This is a genomic window from Halomonas sp. H33-56 (assembly GCF_040147035.1).
Lineage (GTDB): Bacteria > Pseudomonadota > Gammaproteobacteria > Pseudomonadales > Halomonadaceae > Halomonas > Halomonas litopenaei.
In genome coordinates this window covers 594891-614874 of the sequence record NZ_JAMSHP010000001.1, presented here as the reverse complement: position 1 = coordinate 614874, position 19984 = coordinate 594891, and the positions used below count along the sequence as shown (strand labels likewise).

17 protein-coding genes are annotated in these 19984 nt (G+C 66.4%); 9 read left to right on the top strand and 8 right to left on the bottom strand.

Features of this window, described 5'->3' with window-relative positions; genetic code table 11:
• Positions 1-14: 14 nt before the first annotated feature.
• A complete protein-coding gene (gene dprA, locus NFH98_RS02810; protein WP_349622185.1) occupies positions 15-1316 on the bottom strand; it encodes a DNA-processing protein DprA in 1302 nt (433 codons plus the stop codon).
• Between the two features lie 218 nt (positions 1317-1534).
• Here dprA and def point away from each other — a divergent pair, with 218 nt between their 5' ends.
• The 6 genes from def to NFH98_RS02780 all read left to right on the top strand — a co-directional run bounded on the left by def (position 1535) and on the right by NFH98_RS02780 (position 7970).
• Positions 1535-2047 (top strand): peptide deformylase, encoded by a 513-nt coding sequence (def, locus tag NFH98_RS02805; RefSeq protein ID WP_349622184.1) that lies wholly within the window; start codon positions 1535-1537, stop codon positions 2045-2047.
• Positions 2048-2217: 170 nt separating this feature from the next.
• Positions 2218-3195, top strand: a complete 978-nt coding sequence (gene fmt / locus NFH98_RS02800) for a methionyl-tRNA formyltransferase (protein ID WP_349622183.1) — start codon at positions 2218-2220, stop codon at positions 3193-3195.
• Positions 3196-3266: 71 nt separating this feature from the next.
• Positions 3267-4571: a 16S rRNA (cytosine(967)-C(5))-methyltransferase RsmB gene (gene rsmB / locus NFH98_RS02795; protein ID WP_349623102.1), complete on the top strand. Its 1305-nt coding sequence runs from the start codon at positions 3267-3269 to the stop codon at positions 4569-4571.
• A 59-nt stretch (positions 4572-4630) separates the two neighbouring features.
• A complete protein-coding gene (locus NFH98_RS02790; RefSeq protein ID WP_045995219.1) occupies positions 4631-4837 on the top strand; it encodes a dodecin in 207 nt (68 codons plus the stop codon).
• A 178-nt stretch (positions 4838-5015) separates the two neighbouring features.
• Positions 5016-6389, top strand: coding sequence for a Trk system potassium transporter TrkA (gene trkA, locus NFH98_RS02785; protein WP_045995220.1), 1374 nt, complete (start codon positions 5016-5018; stop codon positions 6387-6389).
• A 132-nt stretch (positions 6390-6521) separates the two neighbouring features.
• Positions 6522-7970: a TrkH family potassium uptake protein gene (locus NFH98_RS02780; RefSeq protein WP_108448511.1), complete on the top strand. Its 1449-nt coding sequence runs from the start codon at positions 6522-6524 to the stop codon at positions 7968-7970.
• A 39-nt stretch (positions 7971-8009) separates the two neighbouring features.
• On the opposite strand, the gene NFH98_RS02775 is transcribed toward NFH98_RS02780, so the two are convergent.
• Positions 8010-8897 (bottom strand): LysR family transcriptional regulator, encoded by an 888-nt coding sequence (locus NFH98_RS02775; RefSeq protein WP_349622182.1) that lies wholly within the window; start codon positions 8895-8897, stop codon positions 8010-8012.
• Between the two features lie 99 nt (positions 8898-8996).
• Here NFH98_RS02775 and NFH98_RS02770 point away from each other — a divergent pair, with 99 nt between their 5' ends.
• From NFH98_RS02770 to NFH98_RS02760, 3 genes are all read left to right on the top strand, one after another.
• Entirely contained in the window at positions 8997-9566 is a 570-nt protein-coding gene (locus NFH98_RS02770) for a lactoylglutathione lyase family protein (protein ID WP_108131235.1), read from the top strand.
• Between the two features lie 97 nt (positions 9567-9663).
• On the top strand, positions 9664-10896 hold the full coding sequence (locus NFH98_RS02765) for a TraB/GumN family protein (protein WP_045995236.1): 1233 nt from the start codon (positions 9664-9666) through the stop codon (positions 10894-10896).
• A gap of 179 nt (positions 10897-11075) precedes the next feature.
• The gene (locus NFH98_RS02760) at positions 11076-12227 is read left to right on the top strand and encodes an alpha-hydroxy acid oxidase (RefSeq protein ID WP_349622181.1); all 1152 of its coding nucleotides are present in this window, start codon (positions 11076-11078) and stop codon (positions 12225-12227) included.
• Here the strand turns inward: NFH98_RS02760 and NFH98_RS02755 are convergent.
• The 6 genes from NFH98_RS02755 to NFH98_RS02730 form a co-directional block, all read right to left on the bottom strand.
• The gene (locus tag NFH98_RS02755) at positions 12224-12814 is read right to left on the bottom strand and encodes a peptidase associated/transthyretin-like domain-containing protein (protein ID WP_349622180.1); all 591 of its coding nucleotides are present in this window, start codon (positions 12812-12814) and stop codon (positions 12224-12226) included. The genes NFH98_RS02760 and NFH98_RS02755 overlap by 4 nt on opposite strands.
• Positions 12815-12916: 102 nt before the next feature.
• The gene (locus NFH98_RS02750) at positions 12917-14443 is read right to left on the bottom strand and encodes a hypothetical protein (RefSeq protein ID WP_146164622.1); all 1527 of its coding nucleotides are present in this window, start codon (positions 14441-14443) and stop codon (positions 12917-12919) included.
• Between the two features lie 236 nt (positions 14444-14679).
• Positions 14680-15561, bottom strand: coding sequence for a tRNA-uridine aminocarboxypropyltransferase (locus NFH98_RS02745; protein WP_349622179.1), 882 nt, complete (start codon positions 15559-15561; stop codon positions 14680-14682).
• 160 nt (positions 15562-15721) lie between these two features.
• Positions 15722-16444, bottom strand: a complete 723-nt coding sequence (locus NFH98_RS02740) for an SIR2 family NAD-dependent protein deacylase (RefSeq protein WP_045993075.1) — start codon at positions 16442-16444, stop codon at positions 15722-15724.
• 47 nt (positions 16445-16491) lie between these two features.
• Positions 16492-18234 (bottom strand): bifunctional isocitrate dehydrogenase kinase/phosphatase, encoded by a 1743-nt coding sequence (aceK, locus tag NFH98_RS02735; RefSeq protein WP_108131228.1) that lies wholly within the window; start codon positions 18232-18234, stop codon positions 16492-16494.
• A 165-nt stretch (positions 18235-18399) separates the two neighbouring features.
• The gene (locus NFH98_RS02730) at positions 18400-19878 is read right to left on the bottom strand and encodes a TrkH family potassium uptake protein (protein ID WP_124804928.1); all 1479 of its coding nucleotides are present in this window, start codon (positions 19876-19878) and stop codon (positions 18400-18402) included.
• Positions 19879-19984: the final 106 nt, after the last annotated feature.

Sequence of the window (19984 nt, the reverse complement as noted above, 5' to 3'; positions counted from 1 at the left end):
TCGTCATCGGGCGGCTAGCCCTTGCCCCCATCCAGGCGCACCCAGCCGCCGGCCACCAGCCCGGCCTGTCCTGCGATCTCGAGCAGCGTCAGTTCACGCTGGCAGGCGGCCACATCGCATCCCGCCAGCCCCATCAGATCGTCCACCGCCAACGGGGTGGCGCTCAGCAGATCGAGCAGCCGGCGACCGGGGGAAGGCGCGGGCCTTGCCCCGGTGCGCTCGGAGGCGCTGTCTAGAGGACTATCGACAGGATGATCGCCAGGGCTATCTACAGGACCATCTACATGACCATCGGCGGCACCAGCCGCAATGCTCTGCGGGGTCGCGCGTCGCGGCCCCCAGCACGCCAGTTCCTCGAACAGGTCGTCGGGGTGTCTGACCAGGGCGGCGCCCTCGCGGATCAGCCGCAGGCAGCCCCTGGCCTGGGGCGAGTGGATGGAGCCGGGTAGCGCCAATACCTCGCGGCCCTGCTCGCCGGCCAGGCGGGCACTGACCAGCGAACCGCTGTGTTCGGCGGCCTCCACCACCAGCACACCGCAGGACAGCCCGGTGACGATGCGGTTGCGTCGGGGAAAATCCCCCGAGCGTGGCCGCACGCCAGGGGGAGACTCCGCCAGCAGCAGGCCACCGTCGTCGCGCAGGCGCCGATACAGGGCGCCGTGCTGGCCGGGATAGACCACGTCGACGCCGCCGGCCAGCACCGCGATACTGCGCCCCCCGAGATCCAGCGCCGCCGCCTGGGCGGCACCGTCGATGCCGAGCGCCATGCCGCTGACCAGACACCAGCCGGCCTCCGCCAGCGCCACCGCAAAACTGCGCGCATTGACCAAGCCTTCGCGGGTGGGCCGCCGCGACCCCACCAGGGCAAGCCTCGGCGGTACCAGGGCATCGAGATCGCCAAGCGCCCACAGCAGCACCGGCGGGTCCGGGATCTGGTCGAGCAGGGCCGGCCAGCGCGGATGATCGGGATGCAGCAGGTGGCGCGCCTCGGCCCGCTCATGGAGGCGACATCCATTGGCAGCGCTGCGCTCTTTGCTGCCGTCTTGGGCGGCTTGTGAGCCTTGGCTGGCTTGGCTGGCGTGAAGCTCCCCGGCCTCGCCGGCCAGCCACGCCTCGGCCTGCTCGATCAACGCCGTCAGCGGGCTGCGCCTGGGATGATCCAGCCACAAGCGCAGTTCCGCCGCGGCCCCGGGTGGCAGCCGGGCCAGCCAGCCACCGGGCCAGTCAGGGTTTAACTGGCGCAGGCGAGCCAACCGTCGTGGGCCCACCTGAGGCAGTGCGTTCAACGCCATCCAGCGTGCGAAGCCAAGTTCCATGACAGAGCCCTCCCTGGCCGAGTGCCGGCAGTATAGGCAGGCAGGCGCGACACGCCTTGGCGGTCTTCGCCGTCTCGGCTCCAGGCGGTGCGCGACGGCGATTCTGGCATGTTATAGTAGCGACCTATCACGCTCATTGGCGCCAACGACTAGGGTCACCCCCGGCGTCGTCCTAGAATGGGCAACACGAACCGAACGAATAACGGTGGTACCACAGCATGGCCAGACTCCCTATTCTCGAGTTTCCCGACGAGCGGCTGCGCAACAAGGCAGTGCCCGTCGAAAACGTCGATGACGAGGTCCGCCAGCTGGTCGATGACATGCTGGAGACAATGTACGCCGCACCGGGTATCGGCCTCGCCGCCACCCAGGTGGACGTGCATCGCCGAGTCATCGTGATCGACGTCAGCGAAGATCAGTCCACCCCGTTGGTGCTGATCAACCCCGAGGTCACCCCGCTGGGAGACGAACGGGAACCGATGCAGGAAGGCTGCCTGTCGATCCCCGAGTACTACGCCGAGGTGCCGCGTGCGCTGCGGGTACACCTGAAGGCTCAGGGACGCGACGGCGAGCCCTACGAGCTCGAAGCCGACGGACTGCTGGCCCACTGTATCCAGCATGAGCTCGACCACCTCGAGGGCGTACTGTTCGTCGACTACCTGTCACCGCTCAAGCGTGACCGGGTGATGAAGAAGATGCAGAAGCGTCATCGCCAGATGCAGGGCGCCTGAGCCGCTGCGCAGCCCTCAGGCCGCCGCCATCTCGGCCCAGAAATAGCCATTGCCCCGGCCCCGCAACCGCCTACGACGAAGACCGACAACGTGAATCACGTTGTCGGTCTTCGTCGTTTCGCCCGTCTCCGTTACTATTGTCCCCGCATTCTTCGGCCAAGGCCCTGAACATGACCCGATCGCTGCGCGTGATCTTCGCTGGCACGCCCGACTTCGCCGCCGAGAGTCTCTCGGCGCTGCTGGCCAGTCACCACCAGGTGATTGCCGTCTATACCCAACCCGATCGCCCCGCCGGACGCGGCCGCAAGCTGACGCCAAGCCCGGTCAAGTCGCTGGCGCTGGAGCACGGCCTGCCGGTGTACCAGCCCGAGCGGCTCAGGGACGAAGCCGAACAGCGCGCCCTGGCGGCGCTGGACGCCGACGTCATGGTGGTGGTGGCCTACGGCCTGATCCTGCCGCTGCCGGTACTCGAGGCACCGCGCCTGGGCTGCCTCAACGTCCACGCCTCGCTGCTGCCGCGCTGGCGCGGTGCAGCACCGATTCAGCGGGCGATCGAGGCCGGCGATGACGAGAGCGGCGTCACCATCATGCAGATGGACGAGGGACTCGATACCGGCGACATGCTGATCATCCGGCGCACCGAGATCCTGCCCACCACCACCGGCGGCGAATTGCACGATCGCCTGGCCGAGATCGGTGGCAAGGCCATGGTCGAGGCCCTCGACCGACTCGCCGACGGTGAGCTTGCCGCCACGCCGCAGCCCGAACAGGGCGTCACCTACGCCTCCAAGCTCAGCAAGGCCGAGGCCGAGCTGGACTTCGCCCAGCCCGCCGCGACCCTGGCCGCCCGTGTGCGCGCCTTCAATCCCTGGCCGGTGACCTGGTGCGCGCTGGGCGATGAGCGCCTGCGTATCCACCTGGCCGAGCCGACCGACGACGGCGCACCAGAGTCGCCCGGCACCATCACCCGCGCCGACACCGAGTTGCTGGTGGCCTGTGGCGACGAGGGCCGCCAGCGCCTTCGCATCACCCGGGCCCAGCTGCCCGGCGGCAAGGCACTGGCGGTATCCGAGCTGTTGCGCGCCAGGGCCGAACGCTTTCCCCAGGGCACGCTGCTGGGACGTCCTTTCCCGGAGACCTCCGCATGAGCGATTCTCAACCCCCACGCGATCGCAAGCCGCCCCACCATGGCCGCCGTCACGCCAACGCACGGCGCGACATGGGTGACTGTGTCCGCGCCGCCGCAGCCAAGGCGCTGGTGCCGGTGATCACCGGCAAGGGCTCACTGGCCACCCTGGACGACCATCAGGTGGTGGCCCGCGACCGTGCCCTGTTCAAGGCCATGTGCTTCGGCGTCTGCCGCACCCTGCCACGGCTCGAGGCACTGGCCGCCCAGCTGCTCGAGAAACCGTTCAAGAGTCGCGACGCCGACATCCAGGCGCTGCTGCTGCTGGGCGCCTATCAACTCCTGTACCTGCGCATCCCGGCCCACGCGGCGGTAGGCGAGACCGCCGGTGCCGCGCGACTGCTCGGCAAGGCCTGGGCCACCCGGGTGCTCAACGGCTGTCTGCGCCGGCTGCAGCGCGAGTCGTCGACGCTGGAAGCCGAAGTCGACCGTGACCCGGCGGTGGCGCTGTTGCACCCACGCTGGTGGCTCAAGTCGCTGCGCCAGGCCTGGCCCGATGACTGGCAGGCGATCTGCGCGGCCAACAACCAGCCCGGACCGATGACCCTGAGGGTCAATCGTCGCCACAACGACCGCGAGCAGTACCTGGATATCCTCGACGGTGCCGGCATCTCCGCCAGGCTCTGCGCCCACGCCCCGGACGGGCTGGTGCTGGAAACCGCCCGCGACGTGGAGGCGCTGCCCGGCTTCGCTCAGGGCCACGTCAGTGTCCAGGACGAGGCCGCCCAACTGGCTGCGGTGCTGCTTGGCCCGGTGGTGGCACCGCGGCCGGGTGCACGGGTGCTCGACGCCTGCTGCGCTCCAGGTGGCAAGACCGCTCACCTGCTCGAGCTGTTCGACGTCGATCTGCACGCCATCGACTCCGATGCCGCGCGTCTGGCACGGGTGGAAGACACCCTGACTCGTCTGGGCCTGTCGGCGACCCTGGCACAGGGCGACGCCACCGAGCGTGACTGGTGGGACGGCACCCCGTTCGACGCCATCCTGCTCGACGCCCCCTGCTCCGGCAGTGGCGTCATCCGCCGTCATCCCGACATCAAGCGCCTGCGTCGGCCCAGCGACATCGCCCAGCTGGCGCAGTTGCAGCGCGCGCTGCTCGACAATCTGTGGCCGCTGCTAAAGCCCGGCGGCACCTTGCTCTACGCCACCTGCTCGGTGCTTCCGGAAGAGAATCGCGACCAGATCCGCGACTTTCTCGCGCGCACCCCGGACGCCAGCGAGCAGATGCCCGACGGCATCGCCTGGGGCCAGGTTTCCGGGGCCGGACGCCAACTGTTACCGAAGGTCGACAGCCATGACGGCTTCTTCTATGCCAGACTGGTGAAGGCGGGCCGCTAGTCCGACCAGGACGTCGGCCTGGCCGCCCGTGACCTATGCTTCTCCAACAGGGAGTCTGTATGAGCCAACACGTCTACAAGCAGATCGAGTTGACCGGTTCCTCGGAAACCAGCATCGAAGATGCGGTGCAGCGGGCCATCACCAAGGCCTCGGAAACCGTGCATGACCTGCGCTGGTTCGAGGTGACCGATACCCGCGGCCATATCGAGAATGGCCGGGTGGCCCACTGGCAGGTCACGGTCAAGGTCGGCTTCACCCTCGACTGACCTGCGAGGCTGATTCGACCCGGAGACCCACGGGACTTGCATTGCGCAAGTCCTGCGGTGTTTCCTTTCAGCACAGGGCGGGACTCTCCCGCCCTGTTGTACTGTTCAGAGCTCGGGTATGCTGGCTCAATGCTGCAACGCACCATAGGCTCTGAACCCCTCTTCGGACACGACGACGATGAAGATCATCATTCTCGGCGCCGGCCAGGTTGGCGGCACCCTGGCGGAGCACCTGGCCCGCGAGGAGAACGACATCACGGTGGTGGACACCGACGGTGAGCGCCTGCGCGAGCTGCATACCCGGCTCGACATCCGCACCGTCTCCGGGGCGGCCTCCTACCCCATGGTGCTACGCCAGGCCGGCTGCGAAGACGCCGACATGCTGATCGCGGTGACCAACTCCGACGAGGTCAACATGATCGCCTGTCAGGTCGCCCATACCCTGTTTCGTACCCCGACCAAGATTGCCCGAGTGCGCGCCACCGCCTACCTGGCGCGCAAGGGACTGTTCGCCCACGAGGCGGTGCCCATCGACGTGCTGATCAGCCCCGAGCAGGTGGTCACCGACCATATTCGCCGGTTGATCGAGCACCCCGGCGCCCTGCAGGTGCTGGAATTCGCCGGTGGACTGGTCCAGCTGGTGGCGGTCAAGGCCTTCTACGGCGGTCCGCTGGTCGGCCAGGAGCTCGGCTTCCTGCGCCGTCACATGCCCAGCGTCGACACCCGGGTGGCCGCCATCTACCGGCGCAACCGTCCGATCATTCCGCGTGGCGACACCGTGATCGAGGCCGACGACGAGGTCTTCTTCATCGCCGCCCGGCGCGATATCCGCGCGGTGATGAGCGAGCTGAGGCGACTGGATCGCGACTTCCGCCGGGTGGTGATCGCCGGCGGCGGCAACATCGGCGAGCGCCTGGCCGAGCACCTCGAGCACAGCCACCAGGTCAAGATGATCGAGCACAGCCTCGAGCGCTGCACCCAGCTCTCCGAACGCCTCGACCGCACCGTGGTACTGCACGGCAGCGCGACCAGCAAGCGCCTGCTGGAAGAGGAGAACATCGAGGACTGCGACATCTTCTGTGCGCTGACCAACGACGACGAGGTCAACATCATGTCGTCGATGCTGGCCAAGCGCATGGGGGCCAAGAAGGTGCTCACCCTGATCAACAACGCCGCCTACGTGGATCTGGTCCAGGGCGGCGAGATCGACATCGCCATCTCGCCCCAGCAGGCCACCATCGGCAGCCTGCTGACCCATGTGCGCCGCGGTGACATCGTCAACGTCCACTCGCTGCGCCGCGGCGCCGCCGAGGCCATCGAGGCCATCGCCCACGGCGACAGCCAGTCCTCCCGGGTGGTCGGTCGTGCCATCGGCGACATCGACCTGCCCGGTGGCTCCACCATTGGCGCGGTGGTGCGCGGCAAGGAAGTGCTGATCGCCCACGACGACGTGGTGGTGGAGAGCGGTGACCACGTCATCCTGTTCGTGGTCGACAAGCGCAAGATTCGTGACGTCGAACGCCTGTTCCAGGTCGGATTGACCTTTTTCTGATGGGCGCGCCCCTCGCCCCTGCCGCCATACCAAGGAGAGCCGCCGCATGAGTCCGATGCCGACCGGGCTTGAGACGACGACCCGTCCCGACATGTCCCCCGCCTGTTGCTGTCAGCCAGGAGGCAGGACGCCATGAGCCTGAGGATGATCCTGCGCATTCTCGGGCTGCTGCTGATGATGTTCAGCCTGACCATGGTGCCGCCCATCGCCATCTCGCTGTTGTTCGGCGACGGCACCTGGGACGCCTTTCTGATCGCCATCGCCATCACCGTGCTGACCGGCGCGCTGATGTTCCTGCCCAATCGTCGCGCCCGGCGGGAGTTGCGCACCCGCGACGGCTTTTTGATCGCGGCCATGTTCTGGACGGTGCTGGGGCTGTTCGGTTCGCTGCCGCTGATGCTCACCGGCAGCACCGCACTGTCGTTCACCGACGCGGTGTTCGAGTCGTTTTCGGGGCTGACCACCACCGGCGCCACGGTGATCACCGGCATCGACTTCCTGCCCGAGGCGATCCTCTACTACCGTCAGCAGCTGCAGTGGCTCGGTGGCATGGGCATCGTGGTGCTGGCGGTGGCGATCCTGCCGACCCTGGGGGTCGGCGGCATGGCGCTGTACCGCACCGAGATCCCGGGGCCGCTCAAGGATTCCAAGCTGACCCCGCGGATCACCGAGACCGCCAAGGCCCTGTGGTACATCTACGCCACCCTGACGGTGGTGTGCATGCTGGCCTACATGGCCGCCGGGATGGACTGGTTCGACGCCCTGGGCCACAGCTTCTCCACCGTGGCCATCGGCGGTTTCTCGACCCACGACGCCAGCATCGGCTACTTCGACAGCGCGGTGATCGAGGCCATCTGCATCGTCTTCATGCTGATCTCCGCGCTCAGTTTCAGCCTGCACTTCCTGGCCTGGCGCGAACGCCGTATCGGCCACTACTGGGAAGACTCCGAGGCGCGCTTTCTATTGCTGTACCTGACGGGGCTGGCCAGTATCACCGTGGTGGTGCTGTGGTTGACCGGCACCGAAGAGACCACCGTGGGACTTCGCCACGGCATCTTCGAGGTGGTCTCGGTAGCCACCACCGCCGGCTTTTCGGTGGCCGACTTCTCCGCCTGGCCCGGCGCCCTGCCGCTTTTGCTGTTCATCGCCGCCTTCGTCGGCGCCAGCTCCGGCTCCACCGGCGGCGGCATGAAGGTCATCCGCATCATCCTGATCATCAAGCAGGGCATGCGCGAGATCATGCGCCTGATCCACCCCAATGCGGTGATCGCGGTCAAGATCGGCAAGGTCAGCGTACCCGATGGCATCGCCCAGGCGGTGTGGGGCTTCTTCTCGGCCTATGTGCTGCTGTTCTTCCTGATGCTGGTGGGGGTGATGGCCACCGGGGTCGACCAGGTCACCGCCTGGTCCACGGTGGGCTCGGCGCTCAACAATCTGGGGCCGGCGCTGGGCGAGGCCAGTCTGCACTACGGTGACATGCCGACCATGGCCAAGTGGATCCTGGTGATGGCGATGCTGATGGGCCGCCTGGAGATCTTTACCGTTCTGGTGTTGTTTACCCCGGCCTTCTGGCGCAAATAGGACCGATCCTGGCGCCCTTTCCTTTGTCGTAGCCCTTCGCTAGAGGGCGGTGTCGGCACCCGCCACCGCCTCTCGCATCACCGAAAGCGCCCGCTGTGCCCGGGCCGACAGTGGCCACTCGGCGCGCTGGATCAGGTAGAGGGTGTCGCTGACCTCGGGGACACCCTCGACCACACGGATGGCGTGCTGGTCCTCGAAGGCCTCCCGGGCAAAGCGTGGCAACACGCTGAAGCCCAGCCCCTGGGCCACCGGCGCCAGGATCAGGCCAATCTGATTGGTAAAGCCGCTGCGCGGCCAGCGAGCGTAGCCCGGCGAGCCCGGAAAGCGCCGACTGAGCAGACGGGTGGCCAGAGCCTTGCCATCCGGATGGTCGATAAAGCCCAGCGCCATCAGCTCATCGAATGTCTCGACACGGGTGTTGGCCGGCACCACCAGTTCCAGCGCCTCGGTGGCAAACTCGCTGACCGTCAGACTGGCGTCGTCGGGACGCTCGCCCACCAGCCCCATCTCCACCTTGCCGTCGATGACGGCCTCGACGATCTCCCGCGTCGGACCGAAGCGATGGCGAATCGCCAGCCCCGGCGCGCGCTTCTGCAACGCCAGCAGACGCGGGTAGATCGCAAGCCCGATGCTCCCTGGCGTCATCAGGCTGATCTCACCATGATCGTCCAGGTCGCCGGCCAGGCGCTGGGTGAGGCGCTGATCGACCCGTTCACGTTCGTTCAGATAGTCCAGCAGGGCGTGGCCGGCCGGGGTCAGCTCGAGCCGCCGAGGCCGGCGAATGAACAACAGTCCCAGCTCGGCCTCCAGGCGCTGGATATGCTGGCTGACCGCCGCCTGGGTCAGATCAAGGCGCTCGGCGGCGCGGGTAAAGTTGCCCTGCTCCACCAACGCCTGAAACGAGCGTAGCCAGAGCGGATTTGCCATAAGCATCTATTATCATCACCATAACGTCGCGTCGATTTTCATTATAGCGATCCCGGCCCAGACTGTGCTCATCATTCCTGCATCAAGAGGTGACACTCCATGAGCCAGCAAGACGCCTTGGCAAACGCCAACCACGACGCTCCCGCCAACTCTTCAAGCAACGCTCCCAACAGTTATCCCCGCAGCTTCTCCCATATCGGCATCTCGGTGCCGGACGTGGAGGCCGCGGTGGCGTTCTACACCCAGGTGCTGGGCTGGTACCAGATCATGGCGCCGACCACCATCGAGGAAGACGACTCCGCCATCGGCGAGATGTGCACCGACGTCTTCGGCCCTGGCTGGGGCAGTTTCCGTATCGCCCACCTGTCCACCGGTGACCGGGTAGGCGTGGAGCTGTTCGAGTTCGCCAACCACGAGGACCCGGAGAACAACTTCGAGTACTGGAAGACCGGCGTATTCCACTTCTGCGTCCAGGATCCCGACGTCGAGGGCCTGGCCGAGCGCATCGTCGCCGCCGGCGGCAAGAAGCGCATGCCCAAGGTGCGCGAGTACTATCCCGGCGAGAAGCCCTACCGGATGATCTACATGGAAGATCCGTTCGGCAACATCCTCGAGATCTACTCGCACAGCTACGAACTGACCTATTCCGCTGGCGCCTATCAGGACTGAACGCCGGACAATGTCAGCTCTAGGGCAGGCCAGGGTTTGGCCTGCCCTCCTCGTTCATGGATAATCGATCCTTCACATTCTCAAGGCCCCGAGCCCCATGAGCGAGATCGACGACATTGCGCTGGCCGAGCGGCCCGAGACCCGAGGCGGCCCCCGACGAGACCTCCGCGTCGGCGACACCACCTTTACCCTGCTGGGCACCGCCCACGTCAGCGCCGAGAGCGCCGACGAGGTGCGCGACCTGATCGATTCCGGCGACTTCGACGCCGTCGCCATCGAGCTGTGCGACGCCCGCCACAGCAACCTGGCCAACCCCGACGCCCTGGGTGACCAGGACCTGTTCCAGATCTTTCGTCAGGGCAAGGCCGGCATGGTCGCCGCCAACCTGGCCCTCGGCGCCTTCCAGCAGCGCATCGCCGAGCAGTCCGGCATCGAGCCCGGTGCCGAGATGCGCGCCGCCCTGGAGGCCAGTCAGCGCCACGAGCTTCCGCTGCTGCTGATCGACCGGGACGTGGGCCTGACGCTCAAGCGGATCTACCAGAACGTGCCCTGGTGGCAGCGCTTTAGCCTGCTGTCGGGCCTGCTCGGCAGCGTGCTGTCGCGCCAGGAAGTCTCCGCCGAGGAGGTCGAGCGGCTCAAGCAGGGCGACGTGCTGGAGTCCACCTTCAGCGAATTCGCCGCCGAGTCGCAGTCGCTGTTCACCCCCTTGATCAGCGAGCGCGATCGCTACATGGTGATGCGCCTGGCCCAGCAGTGCCCACCTGGCAAGTTCAAGCGGGTGCTGGTGGTGATCGGCGCCGGCCACCTCAAGGGCATGGCCGAGCACCTGGAAGGCCCGCCTGCCGAGGACCCGGCCGAGGAAATCGCCGCGCTGGAGGCCACCCGGCCGCCGTCGAAGGTGTGGAAGATGCTGCCCTGGCTGATCACTGCCCTGGTACTGACCGGCTTCGCCATCGGCTTTTCGCGTAACACCGAGCTCGGCTGGCAGCTGGTGGCGGAATGGTTCGTGATCAACGGCGTGCTGTCAGGGGGCGCTACCCTGTTGGCCCTGGCCCACCCGGTCACGGTGATCGCCACGGTGTTCGCCGCCCCGTTGACCTCGCTCAATCCGACCATCGGGGCGGGCTTCGTCGCCGCCGGGGTGGAACTGGCCATGCGCAAGCCCAAGGTGCGCGACTTCTCCACCCTGCGTCACGACGTTACCCAGGTGAAGGGCTGGTGGAAGAACCGTGTCTCGCGCACCCTGCTGGTGTTTCTGACGGCGACCCTGGGCTCCGCCGCCGGCACCTGGATCGCCGGCTTTCGTATCGCCGACAGCCTGTTCGGCTAGCCCGGCCACCTCGTTCGGCACCCTCGCGCCGCCGCCCGCTCGGGCGGCGGTGTCGTTTCGACGCCCCCTACCATCAACGCGAACCCGCTCCGGGTCCACGCCAGCCCGCCATCGAAACCGGCTCCGAAGCCCGCTTAGACTATGCTCAAAGGAACAGCCTGCTGAACGGAGTCGGCCCCATGACCCGCAGCACCATCGAGGCGCTTCGCCAAGGCGCGAGACGGCGACTCCCACGGCTGGTCTTCGACTATATCGAAGGAGGCTCCGGCGCCGAGCAGGCGCTGACCGCCAACCTCCAGGCCATGTCACGAGTGGCGCTGGCACCGCGCCTGGCCGACGTCAGCCGGCGCACCCTCGGTACTCGCATTCTGGGCGAAGAGATCGCGCTGCCGCTGGTGCTCTCGCCGGTGGCCCTGGGCGGCCTGGCCTGGGCCGACGGGGAACGCCTGGCCGCACGCGCCGCTGCGCGAGCCGGGGTCCCCTACACCGCCGCCACCCTGTCAAACGCCCCCCTTGCGCATATCGCTCGGGACTGCCCGCGCCCACCCTGGTTTCAGCTGTTCGTGTTCAAGGATCGCGCCCTCAGCGAGCGACTGATGGACGATGCCCTGAACGTCGGCTGCCGCGTGCTGGTGCTGACCATCGATATGCCGCTGCTGGCCGATCACCACCGGGGACTCGGCCACGACGTCAGGCCCGATCCGGCCACCGCCCTCAAGCTCGCCTGGGGGCTGGGCCGTCACCCCGGCTGGTGGTGGCGCCACCTGCGCAGCCGTCGTTTCGCCCTGGGCAATCTGGACGGACCGCTCTCGGCCCCGGACGGCATCGCCTCACTCGCCAGTTGGCTCGGCGACCAGCTCGATCCGTCACTGGGGTGGAGTGATCTGGGCTGGGTCCGCGCCCGCTGGCCAGGCTCCTTGGTCGTCAAGGGTGTACTGGACGCGGACTCGGCGCGCCAGGCCGCCGAGCAGGGGGCCGACGCCGTGGTGGTGTCGAATCACGGGGGGCGCCAACTGGACGCCGCCAGGGCCACCATCGCGGCGCTTCCCGAGGTGGTGGCGGCGGTGGGCGAGCGTCTCGAGGTGCATCTGGATGGAGGGATTCGCAGCGGCCTGGACATCCTTCGGGCGCTGGCCCTGGGCGCCGACGCCGTGCATATCGGCCGTCCCTATCTGTACGGACTGGCCGACGCGGGCGAAGCCGGCGTCGAGCGCTGCCTGGCGATCCTGCGCCGAGAGCTGGACCAGAGCCTCGCCATGTGTGGCTGTTCGAGTATCAGGGAAGTGGATGCACGCGCGCTAGCAGCGAACGGCGATCTCATCGATCGTTAGCTGGACGGCGGCGCTTCGCCACAGTCGCTGCCTTCCGCCAGGCGCCAACGGTAATTGTCACGTTGTATCGCGCGGGAAATCGCCTCTTTGGCGACGTGATTGCCGACCTGATCCCCGGGGCTCTTTTCCTTGACCATCGTCTCGGCAGAGCGTCCAGCGGGCGCCTCGGCATCGAACGCCAACATGGGCAGGTTCACCGTGATCGGCTGGCGCAGCGTATCCGGGACCATCTCCATCACCTCGATCCACAGCGTCCGGTAGCCGTCGCGCTCGATCTTCCAGCACTGAGGACGGAGCCCGCTTGCAGCCATCAACAACTGCCCACCGATATACGAATTCCCCGGAATGCCGAACCGCCCGTTGCTGTCGGTCACATCGGCGGCCTCGGCAAAGCCCTCGGCCGAGACCCTGGCCCCCGCCAGTGGGGCCCCGGTACGGGCGTCGATGACCTGCCCCTGCAATGGCTGGCGCGCCCAGCGCTCACTGATCACCGGCACGCAGCCAGAAACCAGCGACATCAGTACCAGCAACAGTGCCAGCACCGCCATCAACGAGATGCTTCGCCGACCACCCGTCGCCAGCCTCATGGGACTTCGCCTGTGCAGAATCGTCGACAGAAACTCTACGCCATCCCTGGCCCATCGTTTCAACGCTGGGCGGGCCGGTGGTGACGCCACAGTTTCAGACCGTCAGGCCAGCGAACGACCGGCTACACGCAGGCGACTGTACTCTTCCAGCGCCGATGATTCGGTCATGCTGCAGATCCAGTCATGCACGAGGCGTCCACGATGGTAGGCCTCCCAGACCTCGCGGCTCGCCCCTTCCCAGGGCTGCGCCATGGCCTGGCGGTACACCCTGAGCACGCCGGGCGGCAACCGCTTCACCCACAACGTCAGCCGCGGCGAGGCGCCATGGCCCTCGTCCAGCAGTCGCACGAAGGCCGCTTCCGGCAGGCGCAACGCCGGCAGGGCGGCATCGAGCAGTCCACATAAGGTGCGGTAGCCCTCGAGCTCCAGCCGTTCCAGCTCCGGATCCCGATATTCGACCCGGGTGGCCAGGCTGTCGAAGGCCTCGAGCAGAGCGCGACAGCCGACCTCCGCGCTCAGCAGCCTCAACTGAGGCTGTCCCTCCCGGATGTTCTCCAGGTGGGCCACGAAGGCATCGGCGGCGTGATTGACCAGGGTGCGCCCCAGCGCCAGTCGCAGGTAGTGAAAGAAGCGCCCCAGTTCCTCGACGTTGTCCCGCTCATAGCGGCGCAGCGCCCAGTCCAGCATGCCACCGAGGCTCCAGCGGCGTACTACTCCGTGGCGCGAGAAGCGCCGCTCCTCCAGACTCGCCCAGGGCTCTCCCTGGCGGGCCAGCCCCTCCACGTAGGCCTGTTTGAGCGATGCCACCAGGGATGTCGGGTCGATCAACCCCCGCTCCACCACCGCCTCCAGACGAGACAGGGTCCGTGCAATGACCTCGGCGGCATCCACCACGTAGCTGGCCGGATGGCGATGATCCTGGCCCAGCCCCAGGACACCACGCATGGCCGTCTCCTGGTCGCTCTCGGCACGATAGCAGTAGCCCTGGCGGCCACGGCCATCGTCGCCCACTTCGCGCCACACCGCCTGCTCCCCCAGCAGCACCGCGCCCTGGACATGGGTCAGCGAGATCCCCTCCTGCTTGCTGATGGTGCGGAGCGCCTGGGCCTGGGCGTCGAACCGACACAGCTCGTTGAGCAGGGCCGCGCCCTGGATATCGTCCTTGGCCAGCGGCAGCTGGCGGCCTCCCAGGGCCGACATATGGCTGTCGAACCAACCGCAGAGCGCAAGTTCTCCGGCCTGACCGAAGGGAGGTCGACCGATATCACGCAGCAGGCTGCCCACCTCGACCAGACAGATGAAGGCGTCTTCCAGACCATCGAGGCCACAGTCACCCGCCCGCTTGCCCAGCTTGCGATAGACCATCTGCACGATCCGGCGCCCCATCTGCTGTCGCTCCAGCGAGGCCGACAGCAGGCGCCTCTGGCTTGCGTGGGCCAGCACCGCGCCCTGCTGGGGCAGCAGCTGCAATCGACGCAGGCTGGCACTGTGGACGACCCGGGTACGGTCCTTTTCCAAGCGACGCTCCAGCGTCGCCACGGAAAATGCGGCATCACCATCCACCGCCAGCGATGGACAGCGATCTCCCGGGAGAGGTCGGCAGGGGTGAAAACGCCTACGAAAATCCATAACGCTCCTCGTGCGCCAAGCCGCACAGATTGACGAAACTGTGTCAAAAGAAGAGCGTCTCCCAGAAAAAGCCCGGGCGAACTAGGATATTGGCGACACCACAAGCCAGCGGTCGTGGATAGGGAATGTAGTTTTATACCGACAGGTCCGAAAAAATCCGCTCAATACGGCATAGTTATGCGTATACCGACACCGATCCTGGCGTTGTCGTCGCCTCGATGCCTGAGTACGCCCTCTCACCCTCGCCGGGCGGCCAGCCTGCGCATGGCCGGGCTTGGCGTCTCGATCTTGTGGTAGCGCCGACTGGCGGCGTAGCTGTCGTTGAAGACGTCGAAGTAATCGTCGAGCACCGAAGCGGCGTCTTCCTCGCCGCTCTGACGCAATAGCTCGGCGGCCACCTCGGCGGTGCACAGATGCGCCTGGGAAGCGGGCTTGCGCAACCGATAACGCGTCAGTCGATCGGTTCTCAACGGCAGTACCGGCAGGCGTTCCAGGTAGGGGCTCTTGCGAAAGATCCGCCGCGCCTGACGCCATGTGCCGTCGAGCAGGATCAGCACCGGGATACGCTCCCGGGGGACTCGCCGGACCGCCTCCACCTCGACCACGCGGTCGGCGTAGTCGGGCTGGTCGTCGGGGAATACCACGAAGGGGGCGTAACGCTCGTCGGCCAGGAGCGCCAGCAGCTTTTCATCGGGCGTGGTGCGATACCAGGTGAAGACACGGGTGGGCGCCAGCACGTCGGCGATCAGACGGCCGGTGTTGGTCGGCTTGTGGTGCTCCAGCGGATGGGTGATCAGCCACACCTGTACCCGAGAGTCGGCCTTGGCCTGATAGGGACACAGGCAGTTGAGTTCGGGCAGATTGCAGCCAGCGCAACGGGTGACGAAACTGCCGCGCGCCTTGAACTCTCGTCGCGGGGGACGCGGATGACCGGTGGCAGGGTCCCGGTCAAGGCTCCGGCTCTCGCCGAGGTGCGGATCCCCGACAGCGCTCGGCTCACCCGGATGGCGCTCGGCGGACGCCTCCTCGGTAGTTGAAGCTTCGTGAGTCGAGCCGGAATCTTCGGAGCGGGCGTCTTGCTGGGAGGGGGCGGAATCGGCGAAACGAGAGTCACACATGGGCGGGATGCAGGCTGCGGCAAAGGGCGCCCAATCTACCACGCCCCATTGCCTGCGTCAGGCAAGCCACGCGAAAGGTTGGCGCTCCTGGCAGCGGCTCAGGTCGCCGTACCGACGGCTCTCTAGAAAACCCGCTCGACGGCGCCACCTTCGCCCGGGCCTAGCCCAATTGCGGCATGAACAGTCGACCTTCACGCTGCCAGTGACGGGTCAGGGCGGGCACGCCCTCACCTGCCGGCATCACCAGCCGGGCAACGCCAGCAGGCACCCTGAGCGATTCGTCGGGGTCCACCAGCACGCAGTCGGCATCGAAGGGCAGTTCGTTGATCAGGGCCGCCGCCGGCATCACCGCCAGCGAAGTGCCGACCACCAGCAACAGGTCCGCCTCGGCGACGATCTCGCAGGCGTCCTGATAGGCCGGCACCGCCTCGCCAAACCAGACCACGTCCGGGCGCAGCTGGCTGCCACGGTCACAGACGTCGCCCATGGCGATATTGCGACGCCCCAGCGGATAGCGCATGCGTTCGTCTACCGAGGAGCGCGCCATCATGATCTCGCCATGCAGGTGCAGCACCCGACGGGAGCCCGCTCGCTCGTGCAGATCGTCGATGTTCTGGGTGACGATGCTGACCTCGAAGCCACGCGCCTCGAGGTTAGCCAACGCCCGGTGGGCGGCGTTGGGACGCGCGCCACGTACCTGGTCCCGACGGGCGTCATAGAAGCTCAGCACGCGCTGCGGGTCTCGTGCCCAGCCCTCGGGGGTGGCGACGTCCTCGATGGGATGATCCGCCCACAGGCCATCGGCGGCACGGAAGGTCTGGATTCCGCTCTCGGCGCTGATGCCGGCGCCGGTCAGCACCACCAGGTGGGGGGCCTTGGACATGAACTCGCTCCACAGCTTTGAGAGTCTGAATCAGCGCCGCCACGGACTCAGTAGGTCAGGCCCCCGGGGTCCGAGGCGAAGCGCTGCTTGTTGCGATAAGGGTAGACGTCGATCACCTGACCGTCGGTGATCGCCGCCTGCAGGCTCTTCCAGTAGTCGGCATCGAAAAGCTCCGGATGCAGTTCGAAGAACAGCTTGCGCAACTGCACATTGGCGAACAGGAAGGGCCCGAATTCCTCGGGGAAAATATCATTGGGCCCCACCGAGTACCAGGGTTCGTCGGCCAGCTCCTGCTCGGGGTAGAGGGGCTCCGGGATATGCCGGAAGTTGCACTCGGTGAGATAACTCACCTCGTCGTAGTCGTAGAAGATCACCCGCCCGTGGCGGGTCACCCCGAAGTTCTTCAGCAGCATGTCGCCGGGGAAGATGTTGGCCGCCGCCATCTGCTTGATGGCGTTGCCGTAGTCCTTGAGCACCGCACGGGTCTCGGTCTCGTCGCACTGTTCCAGATACAGATTCAGCGGGGTCATCATGCGCTCGGTGTAGCAGTGCTTGATGATGACCTTGTCGTCCTTCAGGTAGACGTTGCTCGGCGCCACCTCAAGCAGGTGCTCCAGGCATTCGGGATCGAAGTGGTCCTTGCGCGACACCAGGTAGGAAAACTCCTGGGTATCGGCCATCCGGCCGACCCGGTCATGGCGCTTGACCAGGCCGTACTTCTCGCGCACGTTGTCGCGACTCATCGCCTTGGACGGGTCGAAGCGGTCCTTGATGATCTTGAACACGGTGCGGTGTGAGGGCAGCACGAACACCGCCATCACCATGCCGCGTACCCCGGGGGCGATGATGAACTTGTCCTCGCGCCGCGCGATCTGCTGGTTCAGGGCGCGGAAGAACTCGGTCTTGCCGTGCTTGAAGAAGCCGATGGCAGCGTAGAGTTCGCTGATCGGCTTGTCCGGCATCAGCATGTGCAGGTAGGCCACGAACTCACGGGGCACGGTGGCATCGACCTGGAAGTAGACCCGGGTGAAGGAGAAGATGATCGACACCTCGTCGGGCTCGATCAGCACCGTATCCAGGTGCAGCCCCTTGCCCTCCTCGTGGAGCACCGGCAGCACCAGCGGCACCTGCTCGCCATCGCGGTGAATGCGGCCGACCAGGTAGGCGCCCTTGTTGCGGTAGAAGACGCTCTTCAGCAGTTCGATTTCGGTGTCCGTGCCGTCCGCCAGCCCTTGCGGCAGGTGCTCGACCAGAAAGTCACGCGCCAGATGCCCGCAGTGGCCCAGGTCGATGAACTCCATGCCCAGTTCGGCCCCCTCCAGCGCCTCGGCGATGGCCCTTGACCAGTCCCCCTCCACCGCGATGTGTCGGCACAGCTCGATGCCCGAGTGGTGTGACGCGGCGTCCCTGGAGGAGTTGACGAACATCCAGTCATCGCGGATGTGGCGGTGATGAAAGATCGAGCAGAACAGTGAATTGAAGTAGGTCTCGGCCAGCTCGTAGTCGAGTCGCTGACCGATCAGCTCGACATAGTGCCCCTTGGCCTCACGCCAGCACTCGCAGTGGGTCAGGATGTCCTCGTCAAAGGTGCGCTGCAGGCGCCCCAGGGTCTCGTCGACCTTTTCCTGATAGAGGTTGATCCGCTCCGCCGAGGCCTGCTGGGCCTCGCGCCAGGCGGCGTCGCGAAAGCGTCGATTGGCGTCCAGGGTGATCTGCTTGAAGCGCGAGCGGTACTCGTCGAATCCATGCAGGATGGTGGCGGCGATGCGATAGGCAGGGGACAGTTTCATCACGGGGCTCCCGACGGGCGTCAGCTCAGAATGACCGCCGCCGCCACCTTCGGCGAGACGACCAATGTCGACTGTCATGTTGCCGTGCAACATGGCAGCCGCCAAGCCGTCTGTCCAACCCGGCACACTACGCCATCGATCACCTCCCCCACCGCCGCCAAAGACCTATTTGCGCCAGAACATCGGGGTCAACAGTACCAGCACGGTCAGGATTTCCAGGCGGCCCATCAGCATGCCCACACACAACAGCCACTTGGCGGCGTCGGGCAGGGTGGAAAAGTTGCCGGCTGGGCCGATGATATCGCCAAGTCCTGGCCCGACGTTGGCCACCGCCGTGGCCGCCCCGGTCAGTGCCGTGACCAGATCGAGGCCCAGCATGGCGAGGGCCAGGGCGAGGCCGGCGATGGTCAGAAAGAAGAAGAAGGAGAAGGCCACCACGCCCCGGCTGATCTCATCGGACAGCGGCGCACCGTTGTAGCGAGAGACGAAGACCCCATGGGTGTGGATCAAGAAGCGCAGCTGGCTGAGCAGCATCTTGATCGCCACCTGGAAGCGAAAGATCTTCATCCCTCCGCTGGTCGAACCACTGCAGCCACCGACAAAGGTCAGATAGAAGAACGCCATGGCGGCGAACGGGCCCCACTGGCTGTAGTCGTCGCTGGCGTAGCCGGTGGTGGTCACCACCGAGACCACGTTGAAGGCGGTGTGAGTCAGGGCATCGAACATCGCCTCGCCTCGCCATACCCGATAGAGGCTGAGGATCAGCGTCACCACCACCAGTAGCCACACCAGCCCACGGACCTGCTCGTCGCGCCACAAGGCCAGCGGCGAGCCGCGCAGAAAGCGGATGTAGAGCACGAAGGGCAAGGCGCCAAGCAGCATGAAGAAGGTGCCCATCCACAACAGATGCGGCTGGTCGGCGTAGGCCCCGAAGGAGGCATCAGAGTTGGCGAAGCCGCCGGTGGATACCGAGCTCATGGCGTGCACCACCGCGTCTACCGGTGCCATGCCGCCGATACCGTAGGCCAGAATCGCCACCAGGGTGCCCAGGGCGTAGATGCCGAGCGTGGCCTTGGCGATGCCGCCGGTGCGCGGCATCACCTTGTCCGACCAGTCCGAGGATTCGGTCTGAAAAAGGCGCATGCCGCCGACCTTGAGAAACGGCAGGATGGCGATGCCCATGACGATGATGCCGATGCCGCCGAGCCACTGCATCAAACCCCGCCACAGCTTGAGACCATCGGACAGCTGGTCGATATCGGTGAGGATGGTGGAGCCGGTGGTGGTGATCGCCGAGACCGACTCGAACACCGCATTGGTCAGCGACAGATGGGGCGCGCCAAGCACCAGCGGCAGGCTGGCGAAACCGCTGATACTGACCCAGCTCAGGGTGGTCAGCACGAACATCTGCTGGGTCTTGAGCGCCACCGGTATCCGCCAGGTCAGCCACCAGCACATCAGCACCGTGGCCAGCACCACCAGCAGGGAACGAGCGAAGGCCGGCGCGTCGGCGTCGCCTTCCCATACCAGCACCCCCCAGGGCAGCAGCATGAACAGCGCCAGCACCAGCCAAAGTACCGACAGTACCTTGAGGACCGGTGCCCAGTCCCTGCACCAGCGCAGCATCCCTATCCCTCGGGTCATAGCCTGCTCTCTCACCGATTGTCGGCGCTCATCATAGACCAAAGCCGTAGCCAGAGATGCCCCTCGACTCACGGAGTCGTCGCAATCCGGATGACAGATCGCCGCA

Bases quoted from the DNA above. Each gene is read 5' to 3' on its own strand.
- NFH98_RS02745 (WP_349622179.1), bottom strand. From the start codon at position 15,561: ATGTGTGACTCTCGTTTCGCCGATTCCGCCCCCTCCCAGCAAGACGCC.
- NFH98_RS02750 (WP_146164622.1), bottom strand. From the start codon at position 14,443: ATGGATTTTCGTAGGCGTTTTCACCCCTGCCGACCTCTCCCGGGAGAT.
- NFH98_RS02770 (WP_108131235.1), top strand. From the start codon at position 8,997: ATGAGCCAGCAAGACGCCTTGGCAAACGCCAACCACGACGCTCCCGCC.
- def (WP_349622184.1), top strand. From the start codon at position 1,535: ATGGCCAGACTCCCTATTCTCGAGTTTCCCGACGAGCGGCTGCGCAAC.
- NFH98_RS02780 (WP_108448511.1), top strand. From the start codon at position 6,522: ATGAGCCTGAGGATGATCCTGCGCATTCTCGGGCTGCTGCTGATGATG.
- NFH98_RS02790 (WP_045995219.1), top strand. From the start codon at position 4,631: ATGAGCCAACACGTCTACAAGCAGATCGAGTTGACCGGTTCCTCGGAA.
- fmt (WP_349622183.1), top strand. From the start codon at position 2,218: ATGACCCGATCGCTGCGCGTGATCTTCGCTGGCACGCCCGACTTCGCC.
- NFH98_RS02775 (WP_349622182.1), bottom strand. From the start codon at position 8,897: ATGGCAAATCCGCTCTGGCTACGCTCGTTTCAGGCGTTGGTGGAGCAG.
- NFH98_RS02740 (WP_045993075.1), bottom strand. From the start codon at position 16,444: ATGTCCAAGGCCCCCCACCTGGTGGTGCTGACCGGCGCCGGCATCAGC.
- NFH98_RS02765 (WP_045995236.1), top strand. From the start codon at position 9,664: ATGAGCGAGATCGACGACATTGCGCTGGCCGAGCGGCCCGAGACCCGA.
- NFH98_RS02760 (WP_349622181.1), top strand. From the start codon at position 11,076: ATGACCCGCAGCACCATCGAGGCGCTTCGCCAAGGCGCGAGACGGCGA.
- rsmB (WP_349623102.1), top strand. From the start codon at position 3,267: ATGGGTGACTGTGTCCGCGCCGCCGCAGCCAAGGCGCTGGTGCCGGTG.
- NFH98_RS02755 (WP_349622180.1), bottom strand. From the start codon at position 12,814: ATGAGGCTGGCGACGGGTGGTCGGCGAAGCATCTCGTTGATGGCGGTG.
- NFH98_RS02730 (WP_124804928.1), bottom strand. From the start codon at position 19,878: ATGACCCGAGGGATAGGGATGCTGCGCTGGTGCAGGGACTGGGCACCG.
- trkA (WP_045995220.1), top strand. From the start codon at position 5,016: ATGAAGATCATCATTCTCGGCGCCGGCCAGGTTGGCGGCACCCTGGCG.
- dprA (WP_349622185.1), bottom strand. From the start codon at position 1,316: ATGGAACTTGGCTTCGCACGCTGGATGGCGTTGAACGCACTGCCTCAG.
- aceK (WP_108131228.1), bottom strand. From the start codon at position 18,234: ATGAAACTGTCCCCTGCCTATCGCATCGCCGCCACCATCCTGCATGGA.